Origin of the sequence: Pseudomonas sp. HY2-MNA-CIBAN-0224 (assembly GCF_040310285.1) — a bacterium.
In the GTDB taxonomy this organism is placed as follows: domain Bacteria; phylum Pseudomonadota; class Gammaproteobacteria; order Pseudomonadales; family Pseudomonadaceae; genus Aquipseudomonas; species Aquipseudomonas helleri.
This window is the reverse complement of record NZ_JBEOPQ010000087.1, coordinates 1-15563: the sequence shown is the minus strand read 5'-3', so window position 1 is coordinate 15563 and position 15563 is coordinate 1. Positions and strand designations below refer to the sequence as shown.

The following is a 15563-nucleotide window of genomic DNA, read 5'->3' as shown; positions in this document are numbered from 1 at the left end:
CCCTGAGAAAATCACCCGTAACCTTGTAGAAGCGAGCTTGCCTCGCGATCTTTTAAAAGATCAAAAGATCGCGAGGCAAGCTCGCTCCTACACGGTGTTGATTCAGGGTTTTTTGAACACATAAAACAGGTTCGGCTCGCTCACCAGATACAACGTCCCTTCGTCGTCCATGGCGACGCCTTCCGCTTGCGGCACTGACTTTTCCAGACCATTGCGGCCCTTTTTCAGCGACAAGGTACTGAACGGACGGCCATTGATGTCCAGTTCCAGCAGCAACTTCGATTCATCCGACAGCGCCAGTAAATGACCGCTGCGCTCATCGAACTGCAAGCTCGACAAATCACGCACAAACAGCCGCGCATCACGTCGCGGGTTGGTAATCACGTGGGTGGCATAGGGTTGTTGCGGGTTGTCATGGGGAAAGCCGCGCACTTCGTAAATCAGCATCGGGTCGCGCTCTTTGGCCACAAACAGGCGCTTGCCTGCCGAGTCGTACGCCAGCCCCTCAAACCCTTTGTTGCCCGACGGGCTGATGCCCAAGGTCAGTTGCTCGGCATCTGCGGCATTGAGCTCGCGGGTGGCCTCGTCGATTTTCACTTTGATCAGGCGCTGGGTGTATTCATCGGTGATCACGTAGGTGTTCTCATCAATGAACTCTATGGCCTCGGCATCACCAAACCCGGTCAGTTTTATCCGTCGCACTATCCGCCCATCCAGAGATAACTCCACCAGCTCCGGGTTTTTATTGGTCACGGTAAACAGGCTTTTGCGCACCGGGTCGTAGGTCAGGGCCGAGACATTGTCTTCAAGCCCCTCAATCACCCGGCCTTGAAGCACCGCACGGTAATCGCCCAGGTTGATGGCATTCGGGTTGGCAGGCTGCCACAGCAGGCTGAGGTTGAACCAGGTTCGGTCGAACAGGCGGTAATGCTGGGCCGCGAAGCCCGCGGCCAACAGCGCCACGAGCAACACGCCCAGAAAAAGCGGGGTAGAACGGCTGACACGCGACATAAGGACAAGCTCTTGAAAAATCAGCCAGATGAAATATCACGGCTGCATGAATTCAAGCTTAATCCGTCATGGCTATTTGGCTTTCTTTTCGAAACGGTAGAAAAGATTGGGCTCGCTGACCATGTACAAGGTGCCGTTGTTATCAATCGCCACGCCTTCGGCCCGAGGGATGGTGCTCTTGAGGCCATTGAAGCCACGCAGCAGGGTCATGAAGCTGACCTGCTCGCCCAGTTCATCCAGCTCCAGCAGCAGGTGCGAATCGGCCGAAAGCACCAGCGTATGGCCCGTGCGCGGGTCAATGCTCAGGCCCGACAAGTTGCGCAGGTCGAGCTCATCGCTCGGCACTTTCTGCTTGTTGCCCAAGAGGGTCTGGCTACCGTCGCTTTTCCACACATACATCGCCGGTGGGCGCTCTTCACCCAGCAGCAGTTGCTGACGGCGCGGGTCCCAGGCAATGGCCTCGAAGGCTTTGTTCTGATCTTTGGAAGGGCCAAGGTCGTACTTGGGGAAGTCCTTGATGTTCAGGGTCTTGGTATCGGCGTCGACTTTGACGATGGTCAATAAATGATCACGCTCATCGACGATACCCAGCAGGCCGTTCTCCATCACGGTCAAGCCTTCAGGGTTGCTCCAGCCCTCCAGGGGGATTTTGCGCAGCACATCGCCCTCAAGGCTGAGCTCAACCAGAAACGGGTTTTTGCCCATGACTGAAAACAGCGTGTTGGTCTTGGGGTTATATGACAGGTCCGAGGCCTCGTCCTTCTCCAGCCCTGTCATCGGCTTGCCATCAATGACCACGCGGTAGTTTGGCAGCCAGACACTCTCATTTTGATCGTTCTGGCTCTCGAACTGCTCCAGCACCCACAAAGCACCCCGGTCGTCCCAATGCAGAATTGACGCGATCCCATAGAACAGCGCTGCCAGCAAAAAAAGCCAGGAATACCAACGCAAGCGAAAGCGCGAAGGTCGCGGGTCAGACGAGGTCTGCAGAGGGTCTGTGGCCATTAACGTTATCATCCAGGAAATTTTGCTACGTCTAAATAACACAAAGCGGGCAAAACCGATTGCCCCTCCCGCGGGTATTATGCAGAGAGTGTGTGAAATTATTGCTAAGAAGCACCGCCCTCGGTTCCCCTTCGATAGAGCGCTGCCTCAACTCAGCCCTTGCAACTTACCTGCCCGAATACATCAGCACATCCGTAGGAGTTGTCTTTAATTATTTGAAGTAACAAGCGCGCATTCATCCAACCCCTTTTAAAAATCCACATTTGGTTTAAATGACGTACGACTTGTGCCCACGTCTTTAACACATTCCCTCGCCTGCTAATTATTCACAAACCCCCTAGACTGCCGCCGCTCACGTCACATTAAACGTCTTGCCAGTAGGAACTTTCTGAATATGACTCAGAGATTAATAATTGCAAGATCGCTCCTTGACACTCTTGCAGCAAGACTCTTATCTAATAAACAACCTGACTCACCCGCACCCAACCTCACTATTGAACACGCTATAACGGTGCACACGGATTGTTAAACCGATTACTCCGGTAACACAGCACCCGCGCCCTTGGACGCCACCGTCCGGACTCACTCAATTGCCGTGCTCTGTGCCGCCTAAAAGTTAGACAGGAGTTTACATTTATGCCATTTACCTCACACGCCCAAAAGTTGGCAGCACCCACACTTGCACAATCGAACAAGCAGACTATTTGTGCCCGTGCTGCCGAACAACTGTTTGTCAGCATCGCGCCCTATATAAATATGGAAGAAGGTGACTTGATTGAATTGTTCTGGGACGGCTGTTATGTATCTTCACGGCAACTTTACCGGGCCGATATAGGGCAACCGGTATCACTGCGAGTGCCTGAAAGTTTTATTCAAAACGGCACCGCCCGTCTTTATTATCGCGTGATGCACATTGGCAGCAGCCCTGCTCTTTCCGCGCAACTTAAAGTACTGGTCAAACTTGACTGCCCTGGCGGAGTGGCCATCGGCGAAGAAAACCAGGGCCTCGCGCCCTTGATGATCCCGGAGCAAATCCAACGCTACGGGGTCAATCCCAGCCAGATGAAGCGCGGGGTGCCGCTGACTATCGAGCCTTATCGCAACATGGCTGGCGAAGATGAAATCACCTTGCTCTGGGGGGACGTGCGCCTCGACCTGCCCAAGTTGCGCCACATCGATATCAACAAGCCCGTCAGCGTATTCGTGCCCCCTGAAATCATCCAGGAAGCCGGTGAAGACCCGAAACTTGAAATCACCTACTGCGTGATTGATCGTGTGGGCAACAACTCACGCTGGGCACCGACCCGCACGCTGAAGGTGGGCGCCAACAAGCGTTACATCAACTCTGCCCCCCGCGAAATCCTGCGGGCTGCCGAAACACGGCCCAACTGGCGCGAGTGACCTTGGCTGGCAGCACGAATCATCTATCCATATTCCGAAAAGTTAGTTCTTTTAATTTTTATACTCAATTAGGGTATATGCACCGGACCACCGGACTCTCTTGCTTTACATCGCGCCGCTCAAGCGGCGCTCCAAAGATGAGGTAGGTATGGTCAGCAACACAATTACCCTTTACGGGGCATTGCGTGCAGCCAAGGAGCGGAACTAATGACTCTCTTGGCAACTGCACAACTGCAATGCGACCTGGATGTCGCGCCCCTGTTGTTAGCAGCGCACGTCCTGCGCACCGACAACGAAGCCCTTCAAGCCGCCCACGCCCTGGCTGACGTCGCGCGTGAGCACGCCGCAAAACGCGATCAGCAACGCAAGCTGCCGTGGTCACTCATAGAAACCTTCACCCGCAGCGGTTTGGGCGGTATTTCGATAGCCCGTGAATTTGGCGGCGCTCAGGTGTCGTTTGTGACCTTGGCTGAAGTCTTCGCGATCATCTCGGCGGCCGACCCGGCGCTGGGGCAGATCCCGCAGAATCAGGTCGGGCTGCTCAACCTGATTGCCAGCGTCGCGAGCCCTTCGCAAAAAGAGCAGTTGTTCACCAGCGTGCTGCAAGGCTGGCGCATAGGTAATGCGGGCCCTGAGCGCGGCACCAAAAATACCCTCGAATTGAAAGCCCGGATCACCGCCGACGGCGATGATTTTGTGATCAATGGCCAGAAGTTTTACTCCACCGGCGCGCTGTTTGCGCACTGGATCGCCGTCAAGGCACTGAACCACGATGGCAAACAGGTCATGGCCTTTGTCCGCCGTGGCACGCCGGGCTTGCGCGTGGTCGATGACTGGTCCGGTTTCGGCCAGCGCACCACCGCCAGCGGCACGGTCCTGCTGAACAACGTAGCCGTTGAAGCAGAACTGGTGATCGACAACTGGCGCCTGGCGGAGGTGCCGAATATTCAAGGCGCGATTTCGCAGTTGATTCAGGCCGCTATCGACTTGGGCATTGCGCGCGGTGCCATTGCCGACACCCTCAGCTTTGTCCGCGAACGGTCACGCCCCTGGGTAGATGCCAAGGTCGAGCGCAACAGCGACGACCCTTACGTGATCGCCGACATCGGCAAATTACACATCGAGTTGCACGCCGCCGAAGCGCTGTTGCGCAAGGCCGGTCGGGTGCTCGACGAGGTCAGCGCGGCACCGATTGATGCAGCCGCTGCGGCCCGCGCCTCGATTGCCGTGGCCGAAGCCAAGGCGCTGAGCACTGAGCTGTCGTTACTGGCCAGTGAAAAGCTGTTCGAACTGGCGGGCAGCCGCGCCACCCTTGCCGAGTTCAACCTGGACCGCCATTGGCGCAACGCACGGGTGCACACCCTGCACGACCCGGTGCGCTGGAAATACCACGCCATCGGCGCCTATCGCCTCAACGGCACTTTGCCTGCACGGCATTCCTGGATCTAACGGAGACACCCATGTCACTGATATCCAAACAGGTCCCGGTCATCCAGAGCGATGCCGAGGCCCTGAGCGTAGCGCGTGAGCTGGCCGCCCATTTCAAACGTGAAAGCACCGTGCGAGATCGCGAACGGCGCCTGCCTTTTGATGAGCTGGAACTGTTTTCCCACACCGGCCTGTGGGGCATCACCGTGCCCAAGGCCTATGGCGGCGCAGGCGTATCCAACGTCACCCTCGCTGAAGTGGTCAGCCTTATTTCAGCGGCCGACAGCTCGCTGGGGCAAATCCCGCAGAACCATTTCTATGCCCTCGAAGTGCTCCGGGTAAACGGCAGCGAGGCGCAAAAACAACGGCTCTATACCGAGGTGTTAAACGGCCAGCGCTTTGGCAATGCCTTGGCCGAACTGGGCACCAAAACCGCCCACGATCGCACCACGCATTTGGCCAAGGCCGAACACGGCTATCGCATCAACGGCCGCAAGTTCTACGCCACCGGCGCGCTGTATGCGCAGCGTATTCCGACCTCGGTTGTAGATGACCACGGCGTGCAGCACCTGGCGTTTGTGCGCAGCGACAGCGACGGCCTGAACGTGATCGACGACTGGAGCGGCTTCGGCCAGCGCACCACGGGCAGCGGCTCGGTGGTGTTCGACAACGTGTTTGTTGCCAGCGATGACGTGATCCCGTTTCAAAGTGCGTTTGAACGCCCGACCCCGGTCGGCCCGCTGGCGCAGATTCTGCACGCGGCCATCGACACCGGTATCGCCCGCGCCGCCTTTGAAGACGCGCTGAACTTTGTGCGCCACAAAACCCGGCCCTGGATCGACGCCACCACCGACATTGCCAGCGAAGACCCGCTCAGCCTTAAAAGCTTCGGCCAGTTGAGCGTGCGCCTGCATGCGGCTGAAGCCTTGCTGGAGCGCAGCGGCGAGTTCCTCGACATCGCCCAGACCAACACCACCGCCAGCACCGTCGCAGCCGCCTCGATTGCTGTGGCCGAAGCCCGCGCCATCAGCACCGAAGTGGCTCTGAGCGCGGCCAGCACTTTGTTTGAACTGGCCGGCAGCCAGGCCACCCTGGCCGAGTACGGCCTTGACCGCCACTGGCGCAACGCCCGCGTGCACACCCTGCACGACCAGGTGCGCTGGAAGTACCACGCTGTCGGTAACTACTACCTCAACAGTGAAAACCCACCGCTGCGGGGGACCATCTGATGAGCAAAAAGAAAATCCTGCTCAATGCGTTCAACATGAACTGCATCGGGCATATCAACCACGGGTTGTGGACGCACCCGCGCGACACCTCCACGCGCTACAACACCCTGGAATACTGGACCGAGCTGGCGCAACTGCTGGAACGCGGGCTGTTTGACGGGCTGTTTATCGCGGATATCGTCGGCGTTTACGACGTTTATCAACAATCGGTTGATGTTCCGCTTAAAGAATCCATCCAGTTGCCGGTCAACGACCCATTGCTGTTGGTTTCAGCCATGGCCGCCGTCACCAAAAACCTCGGTTTCGGCTTGACCGCCAACCTCACCTACGAGCCGCCGTATCTGTTCGCGCGGCGCATGTCGACCCTCGACCACCTGACCCGTGGCCGAGTGGGCTGGAACATCGTCACCGGCTACCTGGACAGCGCCGCCAAGGCCATGGGCCTGACCGAACAAGTGGAACACGACCGCCGTTACGACCAGGCAGACGAATACCTGGAGGTGCTCTACAAACTCTGGGAAGGCAGCTGGGAAAACGACGCCGTGCTCAACGATCCGACGCAGCGCATCTACGCCCAGCCCGACAAAGTGCACAAGGTCAAACACGCGGGCGAGTTCTATCAGGTCGAGGGTTATCACCTCTGCGAGCCGTCGCCACAGCGCACCCCCGTGTTGTTTCAGGCGGGCAGCTCGGACCGTGGGCTGGCCTTTGCCGGGCGCCATGCCGAATGCGTGTTCATCAGCGGGCAGACCAAGGCCGCGACCAAACTCCAGGTCGACCGGGTGCGCGCCAGCGCGGCTGCATCGGGCCGCAATCCGGATGACATCAAAGTGTTTATGGGCCTGAACGTGATCGTCGCGCCGACCGAAGCCCAGGCGCTGGCCAAGCGTGAGGAATACCTGGCCTACGCCAGCGCCGAAGCCGGGGTCGCGCATTTTTCCAGCTCCACCGGCATCGACTTTGCTGATTACGAGCTGGACGAGCCGATCCAGTACGTGAAAAGCAACGCCATCCAGTCCGCGACCAAAGTGCTGCAAAACAACGACTGGACACGCCGCAAGTTGCTCGAACAACACGCCTTGGGCGGGCGCTACATCACCGTGGTCGGCTCCCCCGAACAGGTTGCCGATGAGCTGGAGTCGTGGATCGAACAAACCGGCCTGGACGGCTTCAACCTGACCCGCATTGTCACGCCCGAAAGCTACGCCGACTTCATTGATTTAGTGATCCCCGAGCTGCAACGCCGGGGCTCTTACAAAACCGCCTATGACAGCGGCAGCCTGCGGCAAAAACTGTTTGTCGAAGGCGACGCGCACCTGCCTGAACGGCATACCGGCGCTTCTTTTAGACACAACGCCTGACTCCCTTGTGGGAGCGGGCTTGCTCGCGATGCAAAAGATGCGGTCTGTCTGGCGCAGCGCGCCGATGCCATCGCGAGCAAGCCCGCTCCCACAAAAACAGAACTCTTATTTGACCGGATGAATTTCATGAACAAAAAACACGCTCTGGTTCTCGCGCTCGGCCTGTTCAGCAGCCTTGCCTTCGCCGCCGAAAAACCGCTCAAGGTCGGCACCACCGCCGCCTTCGCCATTCCGCTGGAAGCCGCTGTGGCTGAAGCGGACAAACAAGGCCTGAAAGTTGAACTGGTGGAATTCACCGACTGGATCGCCCCCAACGTCAGCCTCGCCAGCGGTGACATTGACGTGAACTACTTCCAGCACATCCCGTTTCTGGAGAACGCCAAGGCCGCCAGCGGCTTTGATCTGGTGCCGTACGCCCCGGGCGTGATCAACAACGTGGGCCTGTATTCGAAAAAGTACAAAAGCTTTGATGAGCTGCCCACCGGCGCCACCGTGGCCATCGCCAACGACCCGATCAACAGTGGCCGTGGCCTGCAATTGCTGGCCAAGGCCGGGCTGATCACGCTCAAGCCCGGCGTGGGTTACAAAGCCACCGAAGAAGACATCACCGACAACCCGAAAAAACTGAAAATCTTGCAGGTTGAAGCCGTGCAACTGGTGCGCGCCTACGACGATGCCGACCTGGTGCAGGGCTACCCGGCTTACATCCGCCTGGCCAAAACCTTCGATGCCACCTCCGCGATCCTGTTCGACGGCATCGACCACCCGGAATACGTGATTCAGTTCGTCATCCAGCCCAAGAACAAAGACGACCCGCGCCTGGCCAAGTTCATCGACATTTACCAGCACTCACCGGTGGTCAAAGCCTCGTTGGATAAAACCTACGGCACCCTGTACCAACCTGGCTGGAAGAACTGACGATGAACCTGGCCCTTGATCGCGCCCGGCTCGACGAGCCGCAGCCCGATGCCGTTCGTACCGAACTGCACCCGGAGCTGACCAACGCCCACGTGCGCTTTATTGGCGTGGGCAAAACTTATGACGGCCGCCAAGGCCCGGTAGACGCCCTCAAAGGCATTGATCTGGCGATTCAACGCGGTGAAATCTTCGGCATTATTGGCCGCAGCGGCGCCGGTAAATCGTCGTTGATTCGCACCATCAACCGCCTTGAGCAGCCCAGCAGCGGGCGGGTGTTGATTGATCAAATCGACATCGGCGGGTTTGACGAAGACAAGCTGGTGGGGTTGCGCCGCCAGATCGGCATGATCTTTCAGCACTTCAATCTGATGTCGGCCAAGACCGTGTGGCAGAACGTCGAGCTGCCGCTCAAGGTAGCGGGTGTGCCCAAGCCGCAACGCGAACAGAAAGTCCGCGAGCTGCTGGAACTGGTGGGCCTGCAAGGCAAGCACACGGCTTACCCGGCGCAACTGTCCGGCGGGCAAAAACAGCGTGTGGGCATTGCCCGCGCACTGGTCCACGACCCGCAGATTTTGCTCTGCGACGAGGCCACCTCGGCCCTCGACCCGGAAACCACCCAGTCGATCCTCGGCTTGCTGCGCGAGATCAACCAGCGCCTGGGCCTGACCATCATCCTCATCACCCACGAAATGGCGGTGATCCGCGACATTTGCCACCGCGTGGTGGTGCTGGAGCAAGGCCGTGTCGTGGAGCAAGGCCCGGTGTGGCAAGTGTTTGGCGACCCGCAACACGAGGTCAGCAAAACCTTGCTCGCACCCCTGCAAGACAACCTGCCCGAGGCGCTGCAACAGCGCATCAGCGCAACGCCCCAGTCGTCGCAATCGAGCGTGATTCTGCGTCTGCGCTTTACCGGCGGTCAGGCCCAGGAGCCTGATCTGGGCGCGCTGTTTAACGCGCTAGGCGGCCAGGTGCGTTTGCTCCATGGCGGCGTCGAGCAGATCCAGGGCCATGCCCTGGGGCAACTGCTGCTCAGCGTGACCAGCGCCTCACTGGGGGCAGAAGAACTGCGCAAGCGCGCTGAACAATGGGCACAACAAGTCGAGGTGCTGGGCTATGGGGTTTGATCGTTTATGGCAGGGCGTGATCGACACCTTTTTGATGGTCGGCGTGTCGTCACTTATTGCGTTGATTCTGGGCATTCCGCTGGCGGTGATTCTGGTCACCAGCGGCAAGGGCGGCATCTATGAAGCCCCGGCGCTGAACAAAGCCCTGGGCGCGTTTGTAAACCTGTTCCGTTCCATCCCGTTTCTGATTTTGATGGTGGCGCTCATTCCGTTTACCCGGCTGATTGTCGGCACCACTTACGGGGTGTGGGCGGCGGTCGTGCCGCTGACCATTGCCGCCACACCGTTTTTTGCGCGCATTGCCGAAGTGAGCCTGCGCGAGGTGGATCATGGGCTGATCGAAGCCGCCCAAGCGATGGGCTGCAAGCGGCATCACATCATCTGGCACGTGCTGCTGCCAGAAGCGTTACCGGGCATTGTCGGGGGTTTTACCATCACCATCGTCACCATGATCAACTCTTCGGCCATGGCCGGGGCGATTGGTGCGGGGGGCTTGGGCGACATTGCCTACCGCTACGGTTACCAGCGCTTTGACACCCAGGTGATGCTCACCGTGATTGTTTTGTTGGTGGTGCTGGTGGCTGTGATTCAGCTCGGCGGCGATCGTTTGGCGCGTGTGCTGAACAAACGCTGAGGTATAGTCGGCGGCAACACCGCCGCCGACCGAGCCTGCAATGACCCTGGACCCCACCACCCTCGAACAGATTGCTGCCACTACCCTGGCGCATTACCAGCAGAGTGCCGAAGGCTTTCGCGAAGGCACGCGCGACCACGACGTCAGCCAGAACATCGACGCCTTGCTGCGCCACCTTCAGGGCGCGGCGCCGTTCACGATTCTGGATTTCGGCTGCGGCCCTGGCCGCGACCTGCAAGCCTTCACCCGCTTGGGGCATGTCGCCATCGGCCTGGACGGCACCGAGCGCTTCACCCAAATGGCCCGCGAAGACAGCGGCTGCGAAGTGTGGCACCAGGACTTTCTCAAGCTCGATCTGCCGGCTGAGCGCTTTGACGGCATCTTCGCCAACGCCTCGTTATTTCATGTCCCGACCCAAGCGCTTGAGCGCGTGCTGAGTGAACTGCACGCCAGCCTCAAACCGGGCGGTGTTCTGCTCAGCTCCAACCCGCGCGGCGACAACCGCGAAGGCTGGAATGGCCAGCGCTACGGCGCGTATCACGACCTCGAACACTGGCGTGCGCTGCTCACAGCAGCGGGTTTTGCCGAGCTGGAACACTACTACCGCCCCACCGGCCTGCCCCGCGACCAACAGCCATGGCTGGTGAGTGTTTGGCGTAAGTAACGTCAAGATCAAATGATCGCGAGCAAGCTCGCTCCTACAGTTTGGTGTGCGGTTATAGCCAGATGGCATCCCAGTGAGGGTAGTCGCCCAAGCGCTTGACCAAGCCTGCCCGCAAAGGGTTGGCAACGATATAGCGGGCAATGCTTTGCAAGTCATCGTCGTAGCGAATGGCGCGGTCGTGATAGCCCGCTTGCCAGCATTGAGCAGAACTCGCACACGCAGCGTTGATGGCACGTGCACTGCGTGATTTTGTGCGCTGCATGACGATTGAAAGCGGGCTCTTTTGAAGCTCGATCAGCCAATGAAAATGATCCGGCATCACGACCCACGCCAGGGAATTCACCAAGCCTTCTACGTGGGTACGCCTGAGCTCATTTATCAACAAACGGCTCAAACCGAAATCGTTGAAGATCGGCTTTCTGTTTTTAACCACTGTGGTAATTGCGTAGATACGGCCGAACTCGCCATACCTACCTTTTCGCAATCGACAGGCCTGCGCAGTCCAAGACATCCGTTTGCCCTTAGATAAACACTAAAAACAAAGAGTAGGCATGGGCACGCAAACGACCTGTACGGCTGTGAATCTGAATATGTCGACAACCCTCTGTAGGAGCGAGCTTGCTCGCGATCTTTTGATCTTTAAAAAAGAAAACCCCGAAGGGCTCGCGCCTTTCGGGGTTGTGGGTCTTGGCATGGGTTACAACTTGGCGATGGACACTTCGGTGGATTTTACGAAGGCGATCACTTCGCTGCCGACCACCAGTTCCAGCTCTTTGACCGAGCGGGTGGTGATGACGGAGGTGACGATGCCGGAGGCGGTTTGTACGTCGATTTCGGACAGTACGTCGCCCAGGACGATTTCTTTGATGTGGCCTTTGAATTGGTTACGAACGTTGATGGCTTTGATGGTCATGGTGTCGATTCCTGTCTTGAGAAAAGTAGGTTTAAAGCGCCCAACGCAGTTGCGTCGGCAGCGGTGCAACAGGGTCTGGCTCAGGTGGTGAGCCAGGTAAAGCGAGCACTCGGTGAAGCACTTCGGTTTCCAGTGCCGCCAGTCGATGTGAACCACGCACCCGAGGGCGCGGCAGTTCGACGGTGAGGTCGAGCCCCACTTCACCGTCTTCGATCAGGATGACCCGGTCAGCAATCGCAACCGATTCGCTGACGTCATGGGTCACCAGTAATACGGTGAAGCCATGCTGGCGCCACAGGCGTTCGATCAGTTGTTGCATCTCGATGCGGGTCAGCGCATCCAGTGCACCCAAGGGCTCGTCCAGCAAGAGCAAACGCGGTTGGTGGATCAAGGCGCGGGCCAGCGCTACACGCTGTTTTTGCCCGCCCGACAAGGCCGCCGGCCATTCATTGGCGCGCTCGGCCAGGCCGACTTCTTCCAGCGCCTTGAGGGCTTTTGGCCGCCAGTCGCCTTTGAGGCCAAGGCCCACGTTGTCGATGACTTTTTTCCAGGGCAGCAAGCGCGCTTCCTGAAACATTAAGCGGGTGTCTTCACGGGCTTCTTGCAGCGGCGCGCTGCCGGCCAGCAGTTCGCCGCCCGTGGGCTGGTCAAGCCCGGCCAGCAGGCGCATCAAGGTGCTTTTGCCGCAACCGCTGCGGCCCACAATGGCGACAAACTGGCCTGCCGGGATGTGCAGGTTGATGCCACGCAGCACCAGACGATCGCCAAAGGCTTTTTGCAGGCCCTTGACCACCAGCGGGATGCCCTGACGCAAATGCGGAGGTTGTTGAGCTGTCATGCGGCACCGCCTTTTGGCACTTGATAAGCCGGGTGCCAGCGCAACCAGACACGTTCCAGACCTCGAGCGGCAGTGTCTGCCAGCTTGCCGAGGATCGCGTACATCACAATGGCCAAGACCACCACGTCGGTCTGCAGGAACTCCCGGGCGTTCATCGCCAGGTAGCCAATGCCGGAGCTGGCGGAGATGGTTTCAGCCACGATCAGCGTCAGCCACATAAAGCCCAGGGCAAAGCGCACGCCAACCAGAATCGACGGCAGCGCGCCCGGCAGGATCACTTGCCAAAACAGGCTGAAACCCGACAAGCCGTAGCTGCGCGCCATTTCTACCAGCGCCGGATCGACGTTGCGGATGCCGTGATACGTGTTGAGGTAGATCGGGAACAAGGTGCCCAACGCCACCAGAAAAATCTTCGCTGACTCGTCGATGCCGAACCACAAAATCACCAGCGGGATCAGCGCCAGGTGCGGCACGTTACGGATCATTTGCACCGAGCTGTCGAGCAAACGCTCGCCCCACTTCGACAGGCCGGTGATAAAGCCCAGCGCCAGGCCGATGCTGCCGCCGATCGCGAAGCCCACACCGGCACGCCAGCCGCTGATGGCGAGGTGTTTCCAGATCTCGCCACTGCGCACCAACTCCACGCCCGCTTCAATCACTGCAATGGGTGAGGGCAGGATCCGCGTCGACAACCAGCCCGCCGACACCGACAACTGCCACACCGCCAACAGCAACACGGGCAATGCCCAGGGGGCAAACGTGTGGGCGATTTTATGAAGGCTTGTAGCCTTTGCCGTACTCATGCTCGCCTCAGCTCTGCGACGCAGCTTTAGGGAGGATGTCGTTGGCGACCATTTCGCCAAACGGGCTCACGTAACCGGCGCTTTTCGGCAGTTCCGGGCGCTCGATGTCCAGGTGCGGGAACAGCAGTTCAGCCACGCGGTACGACTCTTCCAGGTGGGGATAACCCGAGAAAATAAAGGTGTCGATGCCAAGGTCTGCGTATTCCTTGACCCGCGCTGCAACGGTTTGGCCGTCGCCGACCAGTGCCGTGCCCGCGCCGCCGCGAACCAGGCCCACGCCCGCCCACAGGTTAGGGCTGACTTCGAGGTTGTCGCGGCTGCCACCGTGCAGCGCGGCCATGCGCTGCTGGCCTACCGAGTCAAAGCGCGACAGTGATGCTTGAGCACGGGCGATGGTGTCGTCGTCCAGGTGCGAGATCAGTTTGTCGGCGGCTTTCCATGCCTCTTCGTTGGTTTCACGCACGATCACGTGCAGGCGAATACCGAAGCGTACGGTGCGGCCGAGCTTGGCGGCTTTGTCGCGCACTTGCTGGATTTTTTCTGCGACCGCAGCCGGCGGCTCGCCCCAGGTCAGGACCATTTCAACCTGTTCGGCGGCCAGGTCTTGCGCCGCTTCTGACGAGCCACCGAAGTACAGCGGCGGACGCGGTTGCTGGATCGGCGGGTAGAGCAGCTTGGCGCCTTTGACCTGGATGTGCTGGCCGTCGTAGTCAACGGTTTCGCCTTCCAGTACGCGGCGCCAAATGCGGGTGAATTCCACCGAGGCCTGGTAGCGCTCTTCGTGGCTCAGGAACAGGCCGTCACCGGCCAGTTCGTCCGGGTCACCGCCGGTGACAAGGTTGAACAGGGCACGGCCACCGGACAGTCGGTCCAGGGTCGCCGCCTGGCGCGCCGCCACGGTGGGCGAAATGATGCCGGGGCGCAGGGCTACCAAGAATTTCAGGCGCTGGGTCACCGGGATCAGCGAGGCGGCCACCAGCCAGGAGTCTTCGCATGAGCGTCCAGTCGGGATCAGTACCCCGCCAAAACCCAGGCGGTCTGCGGCTTGCGCCACTTGTTGCAGGTAACCGTGATCAACCGCGCGAGCGCCTTCGGAGGTGCCAAGGTAATGGCCATCTCCGTGGGTAGGCAGGAACCAGAAAATGTTGAGGCTCATGGAGTGGTCTCCTAAAGGGATACGGCAAGCATTAAGGGGCTGTGGCCGCGGTGGCGGGCGGCGTCCAGATCACGTCTTTAATCGTCAACGGCTTGGGGATGAGCTTGAGCTGGTAAAAACTGTCGGCAATTTTTTGCTGCGCGTTGACCACTTCCGGGGTCAGGAACTGCGCGCCGTAACCCTGGCGTTTCACCGAGGTTTCGGTGATATCGACCGGCAGGCCGAGCAGCGGAGCAACCTGCTGGGTCACTTCGTCAGGGTGTGCCTTGGCCCACTCACCGACATTGCGCACTTCTTCGATCAGGGTTTCGATGACTTTGGGGTGCTTTTCAGCAAACGGTTTGGTCGCCAGGTAGAACTGGTGGTTGTCAGCAATGCCGGTCGCGTCACGCAGCGTACGGGCGTGCAGTTGTTGCTCGGCGGCGGCCTGGTACGGGTCCCAGATGACCCAGGCATCGACACTGCCACGCTCAAAGGCGGCACGGGCGTCCGCTGGCGGCAGGAAGACGGTCTGGATGTCGGTGTATTTCAGGCCGGCGTCTTCAAGGGCGCGCACCAGCAGGTAGTGCACGTTGGAGCCTTTGTTGAGGACAACTTTTTTGCCTTTGAGGTCTTTGACCGAGGTGATGGTCGAGTCTTTGGGCACCAGAATCGCTTCGCTGGTCGGCGCTGGCGGCTCGTACGCGACGTAGAGCAGGTCGGCACCGGCAGCCTGGGCAAACACGGGCGGGGTTTCGCCGGTCACGCCGAAGTCGATGGAGCCTACGTTGAGGCCTTCCAGCAACTGTGGGCCGCCCGGAAATTCAGTCCATTGCACGTCCACGCCCTGATCGGCCAGACGCTTTTCCAGCGTGCCTTTGGCCTTGAGCAGCACCAGCGTGCCGTACTTCTGGTAGCCAATACGTACGGTATCGGCCTGGGCTTGCAGTGCCACGCCTAATGACACGGCTGCAGCCAGCAATGTGGCCAAACCACGACGCAAAATGACAGGGCGCATGGCGCTCTCCTTTATTTTTGTTCTGTAGGAGCGAGCTTGCCTCGCGATCTTTTAAAAGATCTAAAGATCGCGAGGCAAGCT

General features: G+C 59.2%; 16 protein-coding genes. 8 read left to right on the top strand and 8 right to left on the bottom strand.

The genetic code is table 11. The features are described from left to right. Positions 1 to 102: 102 nt before the first annotated feature. Both AAEZ03_RS24180 and AAEZ03_RS24175 read right to left on the bottom strand, forming a co-directional pair. A complete protein-coding gene (locus AAEZ03_RS24180) occupies positions 103 to 1011 on the bottom strand; it encodes an SdiA-regulated domain-containing protein (protein WP_350582119.1) in 909 nt (302 codons plus the stop codon). A 72-nt stretch (positions 1012 to 1083) separates the two neighbouring features. Continuing rightward, positions 1084 to 2016 (bottom strand): SdiA-regulated domain-containing protein, encoded by a 933-nt coding sequence (locus AAEZ03_RS24175; protein ID WP_048371073.1) that lies wholly within the window; start codon positions 2014 to 2016, stop codon positions 1084 to 1086. A gap of 636 nt (positions 2017 to 2652) precedes the next feature. On the opposite strand from AAEZ03_RS24175, the gene AAEZ03_RS24170 reads away from it, so the two are divergent. The 8 genes from AAEZ03_RS24170 to AAEZ03_RS24135 all read left to right on the top strand — a co-directional run bounded on the left by AAEZ03_RS24170 (position 2653) and on the right by AAEZ03_RS24135 (position 10775). Beyond that, on the top strand, positions 2653 to 3417 hold the full coding sequence (locus tag AAEZ03_RS24170; RefSeq protein ID WP_350582116.1) for a hypothetical protein: 765 nt from the start codon (positions 2653 to 2655) through the stop codon (positions 3415 to 3417). A gap of 207 nt (positions 3418 to 3624) precedes the next feature. Continuing rightward, positions 3625 to 4866: an SfnB family sulfur acquisition oxidoreductase gene (locus AAEZ03_RS24165; RefSeq protein WP_350582113.1), complete on the top strand. Its 1242-nt coding sequence runs from the start codon at positions 3625 to 3627 to the stop codon at positions 4864 to 4866. Positions 4867 to 4877: 11 nt separating this feature from the next. Next, positions 4878 to 6074: an SfnB family sulfur acquisition oxidoreductase gene (locus tag AAEZ03_RS24160; protein ID WP_350582111.1), complete on the top strand. Its 1197-nt coding sequence runs from the start codon at positions 4878 to 4880 to the stop codon at positions 6072 to 6074. After that, positions 6074 to 7435, top strand: coding sequence for an LLM class flavin-dependent oxidoreductase (locus AAEZ03_RS24155; RefSeq protein ID WP_350582108.1), 1362 nt, complete (start codon positions 6074 to 6076; stop codon positions 7433 to 7435). The genes AAEZ03_RS24160 and AAEZ03_RS24155 overlap by 1 nt, the downstream gene beginning before the upstream one ends. A gap of 126 nt (positions 7436 to 7561) precedes the next feature. Continuing rightward, positions 7562 to 8353, top strand: a complete 792-nt coding sequence (locus tag AAEZ03_RS24150; protein WP_350582105.1) for a MetQ/NlpA family ABC transporter substrate-binding protein — start codon at positions 7562 to 7564, stop codon at positions 8351 to 8353. A 2-nt stretch (positions 8354 to 8355) separates the two neighbouring features. Continuing rightward, complete coding sequence (locus tag AAEZ03_RS24145; protein ID WP_350582102.1) at positions 8356 to 9477, top strand: methionine ABC transporter ATP-binding protein; 1122 nt, start codon at positions 8356 to 8358, stop codon at positions 9475 to 9477. After that, a complete protein-coding gene (locus AAEZ03_RS24140; RefSeq protein WP_048371085.1) occupies positions 9467 to 10111 on the top strand; it encodes a methionine ABC transporter permease in 645 nt (214 codons plus the stop codon). Before AAEZ03_RS24145 ends, AAEZ03_RS24140 begins: the two co-directional genes overlap by 11 nt. A 40-nt stretch (positions 10112 to 10151) precedes the next feature. After that, on the top strand, positions 10152 to 10775 hold the full coding sequence (locus AAEZ03_RS24135; RefSeq protein WP_048390915.1) for a class I SAM-dependent DNA methyltransferase: 624 nt from the start codon (positions 10152 to 10154) through the stop codon (positions 10773 to 10775). Between the two features lie 52 nt (positions 10776 to 10827). Here AAEZ03_RS24135 and AAEZ03_RS24130 read toward each other — a convergent pair whose 3' ends face one another. From AAEZ03_RS24130 to AAEZ03_RS24105, 6 genes are all read right to left on the bottom strand, one after another. Further along, complete coding sequence (locus AAEZ03_RS24130; protein WP_278941223.1) at positions 10828 to 11286, bottom strand: REP-associated tyrosine transposase; 459 nt, start codon at positions 11284 to 11286, stop codon at positions 10828 to 10830. A gap of 186 nt (positions 11287 to 11472) precedes the next feature. Further along, on the bottom strand, positions 11473 to 11688 hold the full coding sequence (locus AAEZ03_RS24125) for a TOBE domain-containing protein (RefSeq protein WP_003444581.1): 216 nt from the start codon (positions 11686 to 11688) through the stop codon (positions 11473 to 11475). 31 nt (positions 11689 to 11719) lie between these two features. Further along, a complete protein-coding gene (ssuB, locus tag AAEZ03_RS24120) occupies positions 11720 to 12526 on the bottom strand; it encodes an aliphatic sulfonates ABC transporter ATP-binding protein (RefSeq protein WP_048371090.1) in 807 nt (268 codons plus the stop codon). After that, positions 12523 to 13329 carry an aliphatic sulfonate ABC transporter permease SsuC gene (gene ssuC, locus AAEZ03_RS24115; RefSeq protein ID WP_048390911.1) on the bottom strand — a complete coding sequence of 269 codons (807 nt, stop codon included), beginning with the start codon at positions 13327 to 13329 and terminating at the stop codon, positions 12523 to 12525. The genes ssuB and ssuC overlap by 4 nt, the downstream gene beginning before the upstream one ends. Positions 13330 to 13336: 7 nt before the next feature. Continuing rightward, positions 13337 to 14485 carry an FMNH2-dependent alkanesulfonate monooxygenase gene (gene ssuD / locus AAEZ03_RS24110; RefSeq protein WP_350582097.1) on the bottom strand — a complete coding sequence of 383 codons (1149 nt, stop codon included), beginning with the start codon at positions 14483 to 14485 and terminating at the stop codon, positions 13337 to 13339. 31 nt (positions 14486 to 14516) lie between these two features. Then, entirely contained in the window at positions 14517 to 15482 is a 966-nt protein-coding gene (locus tag AAEZ03_RS24105) for a sulfonate ABC transporter substrate-binding protein (protein ID WP_123750757.1), read from the bottom strand. Positions 15483 to 15563: the final 81 nt, after the last annotated feature.

Bases quoted from the DNA above. Each gene is read 5' to 3' on its own strand.
- AAEZ03_RS24180 (WP_350582119.1), bottom strand. From the start codon at position 1,011: ATGTCGCGTGTCAGCCGTTCTACCCCGCTTTTTCTGGGCGTGTTGCTC.
- AAEZ03_RS24175 (WP_048371073.1), bottom strand. From the start codon at position 2,016: ATGGCCACAGACCCTCTGCAGACCTCGTCTGACCCGCGACCTTCGCGC.
- AAEZ03_RS24170 (WP_350582116.1), top strand. From the start codon at position 2,653: ATGCCATTTACCTCACACGCCCAAAAGTTGGCAGCACCCACACTTGCA.
- AAEZ03_RS24165 (WP_350582113.1), top strand. From the start codon at position 3,625: ATGACTCTCTTGGCAACTGCACAACTGCAATGCGACCTGGATGTCGCG.
- AAEZ03_RS24160 (WP_350582111.1), top strand. From the start codon at position 4,878: ATGTCACTGATATCCAAACAGGTCCCGGTCATCCAGAGCGATGCCGAG.
- AAEZ03_RS24155 (WP_350582108.1), top strand. From the start codon at position 6,074: ATGAGCAAAAAGAAAATCCTGCTCAATGCGTTCAACATGAACTGCATC.
- AAEZ03_RS24150 (WP_350582105.1), top strand. From the start codon at position 7,562: ATGAACAAAAAACACGCTCTGGTTCTCGCGCTCGGCCTGTTCAGCAGC.
- AAEZ03_RS24145 (WP_350582102.1), top strand. From the start codon at position 8,356: ATGAACCTGGCCCTTGATCGCGCCCGGCTCGACGAGCCGCAGCCCGAT.
- AAEZ03_RS24140 (WP_048371085.1), top strand. From the start codon at position 9,467: ATGGGGTTTGATCGTTTATGGCAGGGCGTGATCGACACCTTTTTGATG.
- AAEZ03_RS24135 (WP_048390915.1), top strand. From the start codon at position 10,152: ATGACCCTGGACCCCACCACCCTCGAACAGATTGCTGCCACTACCCTG.
- AAEZ03_RS24130 (WP_278941223.1), bottom strand. From the start codon at position 11,286: ATGTCTTGGACTGCGCAGGCCTGTCGATTGCGAAAAGGTAGGTATGGC.
- AAEZ03_RS24125 (WP_003444581.1), bottom strand. From the start codon at position 11,688: ATGACCATCAAAGCCATCAACGTTCGTAACCAATTCAAAGGCCACATC.
- ssuB (WP_048371090.1), bottom strand. From the start codon at position 12,526: ATGACAGCTCAACAACCTCCGCATTTGCGTCAGGGCATCCCGCTGGTG.
- ssuC (WP_048390911.1), bottom strand. From the start codon at position 13,329: ATGAGTACGGCAAAGGCTACAAGCCTTCATAAAATCGCCCACACGTTT.
- ssuD (WP_350582097.1), bottom strand. From the start codon at position 14,485: ATGAGCCTCAACATTTTCTGGTTCCTGCCTACCCACGGAGATGGCCAT.
- AAEZ03_RS24105 (WP_123750757.1), bottom strand. From the start codon at position 15,482: ATGCGCCCTGTCATTTTGCGTCGTGGTTTGGCCACATTGCTGGCTGCA.